The sequence below is a fragment of the Lacinutrix sp. WUR7 genome (genome assembly GCF_016864015.1).
In the GTDB taxonomy this organism is placed as follows: Bacteria; Bacteroidota; Bacteroidia; order Flavobacteriales; family Flavobacteriaceae; genus Oceanihabitans.
In genome coordinates this window covers 1,320,235-1,333,316 of sequence record NZ_CP045067.1, presented here as the reverse complement: position 1 = coordinate 1,333,316, position 13,082 = coordinate 1,320,235, and the positions used below count along the sequence as shown (strand labels likewise).

Annotated in this window: 14 protein-coding genes; 3 read left to right on the top strand and 11 right to left on the bottom strand. The window is 31.8% G+C overall.

Annotated elements, in window-relative coordinates:
- Nucleotides 1-12 precede the first annotated feature (12 nt).
- Complete coding sequence (locus tag FG167_RS05850) at nt 13-753, bottom strand: 1-acyl-sn-glycerol-3-phosphate acyltransferase (protein WP_203460480.1); 741 nt, start codon at nt 751-753, stop codon at nt 13-15.
- Between the two features lie 115 nt (nt 754-868).
- Between FG167_RS05850 and trpS the strand changes: the two genes are divergently transcribed.
- Nucleotides 869-1,837 carry a tryptophan--tRNA ligase gene (trpS, locus tag FG167_RS05845; protein ID WP_203460479.1) on the top strand — a complete coding sequence of 323 codons (969 nt, stop codon included), beginning with the start codon at nt 869-871 and terminating at the stop codon, nt 1,835-1,837.
- Between the two features lie 291 nt (nt 1,838-2,128).
- On the opposite strand, the gene dprA is transcribed toward trpS, so the two are convergent.
- The gene (gene dprA / locus FG167_RS05840; RefSeq protein WP_203460478.1) at nt 2,129-3,232 is read right to left on the bottom strand and encodes a DNA-processing protein DprA; all 1,104 of its coding nucleotides are present in this window, start codon (nt 3,230-3,232) and stop codon (nt 2,129-2,131) included.
- A gap of 104 nt (nt 3,233-3,336) precedes the next feature.
- Between dprA and FG167_RS05835 the strand changes: the two genes are divergently transcribed.
- Nucleotides 3,337-4,275, top strand: coding sequence for an SPOR domain-containing protein (locus FG167_RS05835; RefSeq protein ID WP_203460477.1), 939 nt, complete (start codon nt 3,337-3,339; stop codon nt 4,273-4,275).
- 209 nt (nt 4,276-4,484) lie between these two features.
- Complete coding sequence (locus tag FG167_RS05830; RefSeq protein WP_203460476.1) at nt 4,485-5,000, top strand: acyl-CoA thioesterase; 516 nt, start codon at nt 4,485-4,487, stop codon at nt 4,998-5,000.
- Between the two features lie 39 nt (nt 5,001-5,039).
- On the opposite strand, the gene FG167_RS05825 is transcribed toward FG167_RS05830, so the two are convergent.
- The 9 genes from FG167_RS05825 to FG167_RS05785 form a co-directional block, all read right to left on the bottom strand.
- Complete coding sequence (locus tag FG167_RS05825; protein WP_203460475.1) at nt 5,040-5,804, bottom strand: hypothetical protein; 765 nt, start codon at nt 5,802-5,804, stop codon at nt 5,040-5,042.
- A 56-nt stretch (nt 5,805-5,860) separates the two neighbouring features.
- Complete coding sequence (locus FG167_RS05820; protein ID WP_203460474.1) at nt 5,861-7,093, bottom strand: murein hydrolase activator EnvC; 1,233 nt, start codon at nt 7,091-7,093, stop codon at nt 5,861-5,863.
- Complete coding sequence (locus tag FG167_RS05815) at nt 7,093-7,863, bottom strand: DUF4292 domain-containing protein (protein ID WP_203460473.1); 771 nt, start codon at nt 7,861-7,863, stop codon at nt 7,093-7,095. The genes FG167_RS05820 and FG167_RS05815 overlap by 1 nt, the downstream gene beginning before the upstream one ends.
- Complete coding sequence (locus FG167_RS05810; protein ID WP_203460472.1) at nt 7,864-9,225, bottom strand: lipopolysaccharide assembly protein LapB; 1,362 nt, start codon at nt 9,223-9,225, stop codon at nt 7,864-7,866.
- A gap of 112 nt (nt 9,226-9,337) precedes the next feature.
- A complete protein-coding gene (locus FG167_RS05805; RefSeq protein ID WP_203460471.1) occupies nt 9,338-10,357 on the bottom strand; it encodes a sugar phosphate nucleotidyltransferase in 1,020 nt (339 codons plus the stop codon).
- A 97-nt stretch (nt 10,358-10,454) separates the two neighbouring features.
- Nucleotides 10,455-10,889, bottom strand: a complete 435-nt coding sequence (gene dut / locus FG167_RS05800; protein WP_203460470.1) for a dUTP diphosphatase — start codon at nt 10,887-10,889, stop codon at nt 10,455-10,457.
- An 85-nt stretch (nt 10,890-10,974) separates the two neighbouring features.
- Nucleotides 10,975-12,399 carry a polysaccharide biosynthesis C-terminal domain-containing protein gene (locus tag FG167_RS05795; protein ID WP_203460469.1) on the bottom strand — a complete coding sequence of 475 codons (1,425 nt, stop codon included), beginning with the start codon at nt 12,397-12,399 and terminating at the stop codon, nt 10,975-10,977.
- A 54-nt stretch (nt 12,400-12,453) separates the two neighbouring features.
- On the bottom strand, nt 12,454-12,912 hold the full coding sequence (locus tag FG167_RS05790; RefSeq protein WP_203460468.1) for a hypothetical protein: 459 nt from the start codon (nt 12,910-12,912) through the stop codon (nt 12,454-12,456).
- A gap of 10 nt (nt 12,913-12,922) precedes the next feature.
- Entirely contained in the window at nt 12,923-13,081 is a 159-nt protein-coding gene (locus FG167_RS05785) for a hypothetical protein (protein ID WP_203460467.1), read from the bottom strand.
- Nucleotide 13,082 lies beyond the last annotated feature (1 nt).

The window sequence follows — 13,082 nt, the reverse complement described above, 5'->3', positions numbered from 1 at the left end:
AGAGCAGCTTTTTTATTTTAAACGATACGTCTTTAACTGCTTTAATATAATAGCTTTAGAAGTACTATTTAAAGCTTTAGTATCTTTTGTTGTTAGGTCTTTAGTTGGAATAAACTTATGGATCTTAGCTCGCATCCTTCCCGGACTTCCACTAAAGAAGGTATATGAAAAACGTTTCTTATTATCTGCAAAAGTTAAGGGTACAATTGGTATTTGGTGGTTTATTGCTAGTCTAAAAGCACCATCTTTAAATTCGGTTAAAAGCACATCATCATCAGGAACTAATCCTTCCGGAAAAATACAAATACTTAATCCTTGTCCTAAACGTCTTTGCGCATTTCTAAAAACTGCTTTTCTACTACGCTCACTACTTCTATCCACTAAAATACTAGTCCGTTTATAAAAGAAACCAAACAATGGTATTTTTCCTAATTCTGCCTTACCAACAAATACAAATGGATTTTTTACAGCAACCAGCATCAGCATAATATCCATCATCGAAGTATGGTTAGCAATAAGCATATAGCTTGTTTTAGGCTCTAGAGTTTGTTCGCGATCAATTTTGGTTTTAAAACCCATTCCTATTAAAATAAAACGTGCCCAAATACGTGCAATCTTAAAAAAGAAAGGATACCAAGTTTCTTTTAAAATAGAAATAATTAAAAATGGAAATAATATAATAATTGGTATAGCAACCAGTATATAAAACCAAATGCGATAGAAAATCCAGAAAATGTACTTAAAAACTTTCATAAGCGCCAAAACTACTAAATTTATCGAACTCCTCTTTATAAAAAAATTATCTTTGCTTTATCAATTAATATTTAAGTTTAATTTAAAAAGATTTCCGTTTTCGCGGAAAGGAAACATGGCAAGAATTTTAACAGGAGTACAAAGTACAGGAACACCACATTTAGGAAACATATTAGGCGCAATTATGCCCGCAATAAAAATGGCAGAAGATGCTAAAAACGAGTCGTTTTTATTTATTGCAAACCTGCATACCTTAACGCAAATTAAAGACGCAGCACTATTAAAAGAACATACCTATTCTGTGGCTGCAACTTGGCTTGCTTTTGGTTTAGATATTGAAAAAACGGTTTTTTACAGACAAAGTGATATCCCACAAGTTACCGAGTTATCTTGGTACCTATCTTGTTTTTTTCCTTACCAACGTTTAACATTAGCGCATGGTTTTAAAGACAAAGCAGATGTATTAGAAGATGTAAATGCAGGTTTATTTACCTACCCAATGCTAATGGCTGCAGATATATTATTATATGATGCGAATATCATTCCTGTAGGAAAAGACCAATTACAACATATAGAAATGACTCGTGATGTTGCTTCGCGTTTTCATAACAAGATGGGTGAAACTTTTGTGATACCTGAAGGAAAAATTCAAGAAAATATCATGCTTGTTCCTGGAACAGATGGAAATAAAATGAGCAAGAGTAGAAATAACTTTATCAATTTATTTTTAACAGATAAAAAATTGAGAAAGCAAATTATGAGCATAGAAACAGATAGTACAGCTTTAGAAGATCCTAAGGACTGGAAAACCTGTAATTGCTTTGCTCTTTATAAGCTTTTAGCTTCGGAGGCAGAAACAGAAACGATGAAAGCCAACTATGAAAATGGTGGTTATGGTTATGGTCATGCAAAACAAGCTTTATTTGAATTGATAGTTGAAAAATTCGCAACGCAACGTGAACGTTATAATTACTATATGAATAATTTAAACGAACTAGATGAAGCCCTAGCAATTGGTGCTGAAAAAGCAAAACTAGTTGCCAATGACGTTTTAGCAAGAGTTAGAGAAAAAGTTGGATATTAATTCCTTTTTAAATTTATTTTATAAAAAAAGGCTGTCTAATAATTAAGACAGCCTTTTTTGTTCTTTACACTTTCAGGTGTTTTCTATTTAATAATTACTTTTTGTTTCCTATTGGATATTTAGACCTCCCTTCTTTTCCACCGTTATCATTCTTTAATTTTTTTCCCGTTGAAATAATACATTACAAAAGGTATCGATTTAGACGATTTTAAATTAAAGATTAACTGTTTTTTACATGTTTTTTTGGAACTAAGGTTAATGCATCTATGTAAGTTAATTTCTGCTTATTAATTAAATCACCTCAAACAATTTACCTGGAAGCGGTCTTACCACACCTTTTAATTCCATGTTTAAAAGCAAACCTGCAACTTTAAAAGTTGGTAGGTTACAACGCAAAGCAATAATATCTAACAATTCTTTTTCTTGGTCTTTCAAGAAGTTGTAAATCACTTTTTCTTGGTCGTCAAGTTCTACAAATAATTGTTTTTGTACCGCAGGTTTTTTACTGTCTTCTAATTCCCAATTTAAAATATAAGGCACATCTAAAGGCGTAGATAACATGTGTGCTTTTTGGTGTTTTATTAAATTATTACAACCAATACTTTGGCTATCTGTAACTCTACCAGGAACGGCAAAAACATCTCTATTGTAGGAGTTTGCAATATCTGCAGTGACGAGGCTTCCACCTTTTTCTGCTGATTCTATTACAATGGTAGCTTGGCTAATTCCCGCAATGATTCGGTTGCGTTTTAAAAAGTTGTTTCTATCAAAGGTATCACTACTCCAAAAATCGGTAAAAAAACCACCATTTTTCTCCACTTCTGCAATATACTTTTTATGGGTCTTTGGGTATACCTGATTTAAACCATGTGCTAAACAACCTATAGTTTGTAGATTATGTTTCATTGCTGCTTTTTGTGCTGTAATATCTGTACCATAGGCAAAACCTGAAACAATTACAGGATTAAAAACAGCAAGTTGTTCTACTAACTTGTCACAAAAAGCAATACCATTTGTAGTAACCTTTCTTGCGCCAACAATACTAATAATACGTTGCTGTTTCAGATTAATATTTCCTACTTGAAATAATAAAATAGGACTATCTATACAGTGTTTCAACTTTTCAGGATAGGCTTCTTCTGCAAAATAATGACATAAAATATTTTCGTCTTTAATAAATTGCAACTCTTTTTCGGCAGCTTTTACATGGGTATTGGCAAATAAATCGCTAATTACAATGCTTCCTATACCATCAATTTTTAAAAGATTTTGCTTTTTTTCTTTAAAAACAGCTTCCGCAGAACCGCAATGAGCTATGAGCTTTTTTGCAGTAATGTCCCCAATCTTAGCAACATGCTGCAAAGCTAAAACGTAAAGCAATTCATTATTATTCATGATATAGAATTTTTTCTATACTGCAAAGTAAACAAAAAAACATAATGTTAATAACTCATACACGCGTTCTTTTTTCTGAAGTAAAAAATTTATAACTTTGTTTTATGCGATTAGAAACCTACATAAGTGATTTATTATACAGATACGACTGTGTTACAGTACCTAACTTTGGTACCTTTTTAACACAACGCGTTTCTGCGAAAGTACATGCCTCAACAAATGCCTTTTATCCTCCAAAAAAAGTATTGTCTTTTAACGAGCAAATACAACAAAACGATGGTTTGTTGGCGCATTATATTGCGGATGTAGAAAAGATTCCTTTTGAAGTTGCTGTTAAAAAAATAGAGAAAAGAGTAAAATCTTTAAAATCGTATTTAACAGAAGGCGAAACACTAACCTTTGATAATATTGGAGATTTATCTTTTAACAACGAAGGTAAAATGTTGTTTGAGCCATCGTATCATTTAAATTACTTAACCGATGCTTTTGGTTTAAACCAATTCGTTTCTCCTACAATTACAAGAGAAGTGTATAAGGAAGAGGTAGAAGCAATAGAAAAAGTAATTCCGCTTACAATAACTCCAGAAAAACGCAAAGCGAGACCTTATTTAAAATATGCAGCAATTGCATTATTAGCATTAACTGCTGGAGGTTTGGTTTCTTCTAATTACTATGTAAGCCAAATTGAAACACATAACCAACTAGCACAAGAAGAAGCGAATACACAACTTGAAAACAAAATTCAAGAAGCTACTTTTGTAATAGATAATCCGCTTCCTGCTGTAACCCTTACGGTAAACAAGCAAACTGGTAAATATCACATTATTGCTGGTGCTTTTAGAGCGGAAGAAAATTGTGATAAAAAAGTAAAGCAATTAAAAAATCAAGGCTTTAATGCTAGAAAAATTGGAGCTAACAAATATGGTTTGCACCAAGTTGTTTATTCTAGTTATACTGATAGATTAGAAGCATTACAAGCGTTACGTGATGTTAAAAAAACACATAATAAAGAAGCTTGGTTATTAGTTAAAGATTTAAACTAATTTCTAAACGACATCCTATTATAAAACCTTCCTTTTTTGGGAAGGTTTCTTTTTTTATACCCTTTACAATACATACAGATAGCGTTAAATCTACTTCCTGTTGCTATTTTAATTTATGTTTTTATTAGCTACTAAATCTTAAATTCGGTTTACCTTTGCATTTTCAATTATTTTCGGTTTTTCGGAAACAAAAAATTAATACATTTTTGATGCAAGCTAAAACACCTAAAGAATCTAGAACAATAATGACAGATATGGTTTTACCTGGTGAAACCAATCCAATTAACAACCTTTTTGGTGGCGAATTACTGGCAAGAATGGATCGCGCAGCAGGCATTAGTGCTCGTCGTCATTCGCGTCGTATTGTGGTAACTGCTTCTGTTAATCATGTTGCTTTTAATCGTGCTATTCCTTTAGGAAGTGTGGTAACCGTCGATGCTAAGGTTTCTAGAGCCTTTAATAGCTCTATGGAGATCTATATAGATGTTTGGATTGAAGACAGAGAATCTGGCATTAAAGACAAAGCTAACGAAGCTATTTACACTTTTGTTGCTGTAGATGAAACTGGACGACCAATTAGAGTTCCAGAACTAGAACCGGAAACCGAATTAGAAAAAGAACGTTTTGAAGGAGCATTAAGGCGTAAACAATTAAGCTTAGTACTTGCTGGAAAAATGAAACCTAATGATGCTACAGAATTGAAGGCTTTGTTTGTAGATGCGTAGATTTCTTTGTTATTTCAAATTTGTCGAGAAATCTAGATACTAATCTTGATAAGTAAATGTGGATTGTGTTACTAATTCTCCACCCAAATATTCATTAGAGGTCAGTGGATAACCAGCGTCATTATAAGTGTATTCTAATGTATATACATTTGTCCCATTATTTGTTGAATAAACTCTTTTTGTTTTATTGTTATAATTATACCCTATTATTTTACTGATTTCTTGGTTATTATATAACGTGTTGGCTGGATTATTTTTATTATCATACTCAAAAGTATATTCTATAAATGAACCATCATTTTCCTGATAGGTATTTTCTATATTTCCGTTATTAGTGTAAGTATACTCTTTAGATGCAGTTTCGATATTATTTTCATTTAAAATAGACTCTCTAATTAACTGATCTATATTATTGTATGAATAATTTCTCCTATAAATGGATCCGTTATTATGGTATCTAGTTGAAGATGTAATTAAATCAATATTGAAAACATACTCTGTTATTTCATCATTCCCTTCATAAGTGCTTGCATGTCTTACAATTTGTCCGTTTGAATTATAGGAGTATGTTACAGTTGTATTTCTGGTTTCATCAGTTAAAAATATCTTTTGATTTAAAGAAGCTATCCTTCCTCTGCTATCGAAAGAATACGTGAGTTTAGAAGTAATATCTGAAATTAGGTTAAAAACCTCCACTTTTATTAAAGCGCCACTTGGTGCATTACTTTGTGATACATTATCTGAATCATTACTACTACAAGCTGTTACTAGAATACAAATGGCAATTACTAAATATTTTTTCATGTTATAAATTTGGGTTCTAATTCAACGATTAAGAGATTCATGCCTTCGCAGGAATTTTACATTTTAAAAATCCAAGAAGCTGGATTTTCTGTTTTAGAGTTATTAAACACACTAAAACTTAACATGGTTTGCCCGTTTGAAGGGTTTGTAAAAACTTCACCTATTTCTTGTTTAGTGGTTACTTTATCTCCTTTTTTAACGTAGATTTTTCCTAGATTAGAATATGCCGTAAAGTAATTACCATGTCGAATTAAAATGGAAGGGTTTCCGTTTTTAGATCCAATTATTCGATATACTTCTCCATTAAAAACGGCGCGTACTTTTGCGTTTTTTTCTGTCGCAATTCTAACCCCATTACTTTGTATCATAATGGTTTTTACAATGGGACTTGGCTGTCTACCATAGCGTAATTTTACAATTCCTTTTTCTACAGGCCAAGGCAATTTACCTTTACTAGTAACAAAACTATTAGCCAATACCTTATCTTCTGGTGTCATGGCATAAGCTGTGGACTTAGAAGTAGATTTTGTTCCAGATTTGGCATTAGAACTTGCAATAGCCTCTTTAATTATTCTTTCTATTTCTCTGTCTATTCTACTTGCTTCTGCTTGTCGGCTTTTAATTTGCGTTGCATATTTACTCACATCTTTATTAATGGCAGCCATTAAGGTTTCGTGTTGTTTTAGCTCTTTTTCTAATTCAACTTGTGCTACTTTATTTTCACTAATAAGCTGCTGCTTGTCTGCTTTTTGCTTTAATAAAGCCGTATTGATTACTTGTAACTCGGCTGTTTTTGCTTTAATAGATTCCCCTTGTTCCTTTTGGTATTCGGCATATTGGTTAATATATTTTATACGTTTATAGGCTTGCTGAAAATTACTAGAAGACAATAAAAACATGACACGACTTTGCTCACTTTTACTTTTATATGAAGTAACAATCATTTTAGAATAATTGTCTTTTAGCGTTGCTAACTCTTCTCTTAGCTCGGATATTTTATTCTGGTTATCGTTAATTTCACGAGTAAGCAAATTGGCTTGTTGGTTGGTAACTTTTATTAAGTTTCTACGCACACTAACCTTATAATTCAAGTCTTCTATTAGTGTTAATTGCGATTTTTGTTGCGATTTATTTTTCGTAAGCAGACTGTTTATTTGTTGTATCTCGCGACGCAATTCTTGTCTGCGTTCTTCTAACTCTTGTTGCTTTTTACTTTGTGAAAACGAAAGGGAAGTGCAAAAAAATAATGCGATTAAAAAGGCTATTTTGTATGTAAGTTTACGCTGCATTATTTAAGTGTAATTTCATCAAATCCAGAAGGAATATTATACGGAAAGCTTAGTTTTTCATTTAAAGCTATAGACTTAAACTCTAGATTTAGTCTTGTTTCTTCAAAAGCTTCTACGGCATTAATTTTTATATGCTGCGGAAAAGTTTGTTTGTCGACCTCTTGATAGCTTGTATAATCTATTTGAAGCATTCTATTTTCTTTTTCTTGGGCGAGTTGTTGCGAGTTTATTTTAAAATGTGAAGCATTTAGAATATAAAATAACTCGAAAGCTTCAGGCTGAATTTTAGGTTTCAAAACATATTCATTTCCTTGTGTGAAAACTTCAAAATCATTCTTGTTTAAATCGTACAAAGCTTCTCCTAAAAGCATGTTTTGCACCTTATCAAAATCTAAATCGGTTCCTAATAAATCACTTAGATATTTGTAATCTCCATCAAAATAGCTGTTATCTAATTTATTGTAAAAGCTTACGCGTTCTGGAGTAATTAACACCTTGACAAAGCCAAATTTACTCATCCAAATGGTTTTGTCTTTTTCCATTCTTAGACTTATCGTTGTGCTTTGAGAGGCTTCTCCCTTGGCATATTCTATTTTCACTCTTGCAGCAAGTGTTTTAAAACTTGGTGTTTGCTTTGCATTTTCTTTTATAAGTTGCTTAGCGGTTAGGTTTAAATTGCCTTTTCTAGATGTTACTGTTTTGGTAGCGGTACAACCTACTAACAAAAAAACAAAAAAGAAAAGGGAATATATAAGGCGTTTTGTATGCATCTAATTTGTAGATTCTAATTGTTTTGCTTTCTCACTAAACGTTTTTGCTTTGTCTGTATTGTTTAATTGGGTATAAGAAATACTTATTTGTTTGTAAAAATCACCTTCCATTTTATGATCATCAATTACATAATCTAAACCAGTTTCTAAAACTCGTATTGCTTTATCTGGTTTATTTAATTTATTTTTAGCAACACCATTTACTAAATAAAATATGGGTTGTGAAGGGAATTTATCTAAAGCTAGGTCACTTTTTTCTACCGCTTTTGAATAGTTTTCTACATCTATGTATAATAACAATACATTACGAAGTACACCAAAGTTATCTGGTTCTTTTTCTAATGCTTTTTCGTAATACATCACTGCTTTGGCTTTATCTCCTTTAGCCAAAAAGTATTGTGCAACTTCTATATTTGATTTCCCTTTTTCGTCTTCTGTGATGTTTGAAGTAATTTCTACCAGTTGGCTTTCATATTCTGGATGTATAGCTACAAATTTCACAAAATCGGACAATACCATCATTTTAGCTTCTGGTTTAATTTGACTCGATTTAAGTACAATTTGCATAGAAGCTACTGCCTTTTCGGCTTCATTATCATCTAGGTAAAACTTGTATAAAGCCAAATGTACCATTTCTGAATTAGGATGGCTTTTTAATAGTTTTATTGCCGTTTCAAAAGCTTTTTCTTTTTCGTTATTATCGCTATATCGAAAAATTAGAGAAAGGTAGTTTTTCTCTTCCTCCGGATTATCCTCTACGCGTTCTTCTAAGTTTTCAATTTGATCTTTTTTATTTCCAGTTGCATTATAAATCATGTTTCTAACACGATCTCTTGTGGTTGAAACACCAAGCTCTGCATCCATTTCATCTAAAACTTTAAGAGCATCATCATATTTCTTGGTTTTAACATACAGCGTTGCTAAATCCTCTTTATAATCTGGATGGTATTTAACAAGTTTTTTTACGGTTTTAATGGCGTTTTCCAGATCGTTTTGTTTTGCATAAACTCCGTAAAGCTCATCTAAATACCATTCGTTATCTGGTTGTTTTTTTATTGCTTTTTGAAGGGCATCTTCTGCTGCTCCAAAGTTTTTAAGTTGGCTGTAGTTTTTTCCTAGTTCAAAAAACAAAGCAGGATCTGAATTGTCTATTTTTTCACATTTTAATAATGCTTCAATAGCACGATCGTAGTTTTCAATGCCCTTTTGTTTTAAGGCTTCGAAAAAGAATTCTTGATATGCATCTTCATTGTCTCCTAAATCATCATCAGGCTTCTTATTAAAATCAACTTGTGCATAGTTTGCCTGCGGAAAGAGAAGTATTCCGAAGATAAATAGTAATATGTACAGTTGTTTTTTCATATTTATTTCCCTTGAAAAAGGGAACCTTAATTTTCTTTTACGTTGGAATCTATTGTTATTCCAAACTCGATTTAATTACATTCATGAGATTCCTGCCTGCGCAGAAACTTTGTTATTCCAAAACAGAATAATCACCAATACTAATTCTAGTAAACTCGCCATTATACTTTACATGGTTTCCAATCATTGCTTCGTCTAAATTAGCGTTTTTTATGCTGGTATGGTTTTGTATTAAACTATTTTTAACGCTAACGTTTTCTAAGGTACAATTATTACCAATAGATACATTTGGTCCGACAGTAGTATTGGTAAGTTTCACGTTTTCGCCAATATAACAAGGTTCAATAATTTTAGAGTTTACTAAAGTTACAGAATCTGCAATTAATTGTTCTTCATTATCTGCTTTTAAAAAGCCTAACATTCTGGTGTTGGTTTCTATAGTAACGGCTTTGTTACCACAATCCATCCACTCATCAACGGTTCCTGTTTTAAAGACTTTTCCTTCAGCCATCATGCGTAAAATACCATCGTTTATTTGGTATTCTCCTCCATTCATAATGTTTTCATCTAAAACCTCTTGCAGTTTTCCTTTTAAAACAGCAACGTCTTTAAAGTAATAAATCCCTATTACAGCTTGGTTACTAACAAAGGATTCTGGTTTTTCAACAAGCTCTGTAATATTATTTTCTGCATTTAATTTTACAACACCATAAGCTTCTGGGTTTGCCACCTTTTTAGTCCAAATCACAGCATCTGCTTCTGGATCTAAGTTAAAATCTGCACGAATTAACGTATCTGCATACGCAATAACCGCAGGACCAGAAAGGGATGGCTCGGCACACATAATAGCGTGACCAGTGCCTAATGGTTTGTCTTGTCTATAAATAGATGCTTTTGCACCAAGACTTTCTGCTAGAGCTTTAAGACTTGTAACTACCTCTTCACCAAACCAAGCTGGATCCCCAAGAACAAATGCTATTTCTTCTATTGGTTGCTTTAAAACTTTGGCAATATCTTTAACCAATCTATGTACAATTGGCTGTCCTGCAACAGGAATTAATGGTTTTGGTACGGTTAAACTATGTGGACGTAAACGAGAACCTCGTCCTGCCATTGGAACTATTATTTTCATTGAAAATTATATTTTCATTTCCACTTTCGTGGAAATCTGTTTCATTAAACTTTATGTTATTTATACCTGCTAGGGTTTAAAAACCTTTCAGGGTTTCCTAAGAAGTCCCTGTACTTCCAAAGCCGCCTTCTCCTCGATCGGTTTCCGAAAGTTCATTTACTTCTATCCATGCTGCACGTTCGTGTTTAGCAATAACTAATTGAGCAACACGCTCCCCGTTTTCTATGGTAAAATCTTGGTTCGATAAATTTACTAAAATAACCCCTATTTCTCCTCTGTAATCTGCATCTACTGTTCCTGGTGCATTTAATACGGTAATTCCTTTTTTTGCAGCAAGACCACTTCTTGGTCTAACTTGTGCTTCAAAACCTATTGGTAATTCTATAAACAAGCCCGTTTTAACAATAGTTCTTTCTAAAGGCTTAAGTACTATGGATTCGGTAATATTTGCTCTTAAATCCATTCCAGCAGACGCTATGGTTTCATAGTGTGGTAATGCGTGAGTAGATTTGTTTATTATTTTTATTGTCATGTTTTTTTTCCGCGAAAGCGGTACTTTTTAAATTCACTTTTTAATTGTAATGCGACCTCTAGACTGTGCTCGAGGTGACAAATAGTTATTGTTTTAATAGTTGTTTGATTTTATTTTTTTCGGAAAAGAAAACGATTCCCAAAAATAATAAAACTAATGCTGTATTAATATAATAGTTTCCGTTTGTATATAATGCTAAAATAGATAATATAATCGCTACCCCTAAATAGCCAAGTATTGCTTTTATGTTATAAGGCACTGGATAATGTTTTTGTCCTAAATAATACGATAAAAGCATCATGATGCCATAAGCTAATAAAGTTGCCCAAGCAGATGCTATAAAACCTATTTTAGGAATCATTATTAAATTAAATGCTATAGTAATGACTGCACCAACAATGGATAGATACATGCCATATCTCGTTTTATCTGTAAGTTTATACCAAATGCCTAAGTTGAAATAAATACCTAAACACAAATTTGCTAATAATACTATTGGTACAATATCTATTGCAATCCAGTACGCTTCATTAGGAACTAGTTGTTCTTTGATTACATCTAAAAAAGCAATAATAACCAGTAACATTATACTACCACAGATTACAAAATACTTCATAATATCGGCATAGGTTTTTGTTGCATTTTTTTCTTTAGCATGATTAAAGAAAAAAGGTTCTGCTCCTAGTCTAAACGCTTGAATAAAAATAGTCATAAACACGGCTATTTTGTAGCATGCACTATATGCACCATTGATATCTTTTCCTAATTCTCGTGGTAATATCCATTTATCGAAACTTTCGTTTATTACATAGGCTAAACCAGCAATCATGATTGGCCAACCATAATTTATTAGTTGCTTAAAAATAGTCTTACTAAATTGTAGTTTCGATTTAAAAAAATAGGGTATTAGTAGTAAAAAGGTAACCATACTAGCTACTAAATTGGAAATAAATATATACTTCACTAGATCTTCTTTATCATAAAAAGAAAACTGTAGATTAAATTTTGGAACGGCCCAAAAGAAGAAGTAATTTAAAATAACATAAACAACAATATTAGAGAGTTTAATGGCTGTAAATTTGATAGGTCTTCCTGTAGCTCTTAAATATGCAAAAGGAGCTACAACTAAGGTATCTAAGGCTAATACACCTATTAAAAGATTAAAATACTCAATATCTAAATTAACAAAGGAAGCTATTTCATTATTGAAGAATAATACGACACCTAAAAAAACAATAGTGGTAATGGAAAGGCTAATTAATACGGTGGAAAATACTTTTAGTTTTTCTTTATGCGAATTATAAAACCTAAAAAATGAAGTTTCCATACCATAGGTTAGAAGGACATTAAAAAAAGCCGCATAAATATAAAACGTTGTATTATCTGAGTAATTAGAAAGTGCCAAATTACCCGTATGTAAAGGCACTAAAATAAAATTCATAAGCCTTGGCAAAACTGTTGCCAACCCATAAATAATTGTGTCTTTAAAAAACCTTTTTAATGTACTCAATGTTATTTTTTAATTAGGCTTAAATGTATTGAATTTGTTGCAGTATAAAAAGTATTAATCTTTTGGAGGTCCATCTAGATAATAAACACCTTCTTTTTCTTCTACATAATTTACTTTATAGTATTTAACTACGCCGTGTTCTAGGTAACTAATTACACATTCTCTGTTTCCTAATTTAAAAGGAAAAAATCCATTAGTTGTTAGTAAATTATCTTCTGCATTGGTTAATCTTTTAGTTAATCTAGAGGTATATAATCCTTTTCCCTCTTTTAACTTTCCTTTCATTCTTCTAAAAAACACACTATCTATGGTTATATTTTTTGCTGGTATTAGATTTGCAAAATATATATTTAAACCTGTACTGCCAATTTTAATCCCGGTAGTCCAATTATTAAAATATGCACGTGTTAATTGAAAAGGGGCCTCTTTTTGAAATGCGTATTTGGAAGGTTTACAACCAATTAGGCAAATAAGGATTAGTAATAAAAAAGTAATTTTTAAAGAAGCTTTCATATTTAGAATACTATATACCATTTAGTTTTTGGGTCTCGCTTGGATATTCATCTCTTGGTTTTTCTATGAGATCCTCAATTTTATAATACTTGGTTGTACTATCTTCTATATAAATAATAACACATTCATTACCTTTTAACTGAAAAGGGAAATCGGCTTTTTTTGCCAAT

Bases quoted from the DNA above. Each gene is read 5' to 3' on its own strand.
- FG167_RS05850 (WP_203460480.1), bottom strand. From the start codon at position 753: ATGAAAGTTTTTAAGTACATTTTCTGGATTTTCTATCGCATTTGGTTT.
- trpS (WP_203460479.1), top strand. From the start codon at position 869: ATGGCAAGAATTTTAACAGGAGTACAAAGTACAGGAACACCACATTTA.
- dprA (WP_203460478.1), bottom strand. From the start codon at position 3,232: ATGAATAATAATGAATTGCTTTACGTTTTAGCTTTGCAGCATGTTGCT.
- FG167_RS05835 (WP_203460477.1), top strand. From the start codon at position 3,337: ATGCGATTAGAAACCTACATAAGTGATTTATTATACAGATACGACTGT.
- FG167_RS05830 (WP_203460476.1), top strand. From the start codon at position 4,485: ATGCAAGCTAAAACACCTAAAGAATCTAGAACAATAATGACAGATATG.
- FG167_RS05825 (WP_203460475.1), bottom strand. From the start codon at position 5,804: ATGAAAAAATATTTAGTAATTGCCATTTGTATTCTAGTAACAGCTTGT.
- FG167_RS05820 (WP_203460474.1), bottom strand. From the start codon at position 7,093: ATGCAGCGTAAACTTACATACAAAATAGCCTTTTTAATCGCATTATTT.
- FG167_RS05815 (WP_203460473.1), bottom strand. From the start codon at position 7,863: ATGCATACAAAACGCCTTATATATTCCCTTTTCTTTTTTGTTTTTTTG.
- FG167_RS05810 (WP_203460472.1), bottom strand. From the start codon at position 9,225: ATGAAAAAACAACTGTACATATTACTATTTATCTTCGGAATACTTCTC.
- FG167_RS05805 (WP_203460471.1), bottom strand. From the start codon at position 10,357: ATGAAAATAATAGTTCCAATGGCAGGACGAGGTTCTCGTTTACGTCCA.
- dut (WP_203460470.1), bottom strand. From the start codon at position 10,889: ATGACAATAAAAATAATAAACAAATCTACTCACGCATTACCACACTAT.
- FG167_RS05790 (WP_203460468.1), bottom strand. From the start codon at position 12,912: ATGAAAGCTTCTTTAAAAATTACTTTTTTATTACTAATCCTTATTTGC.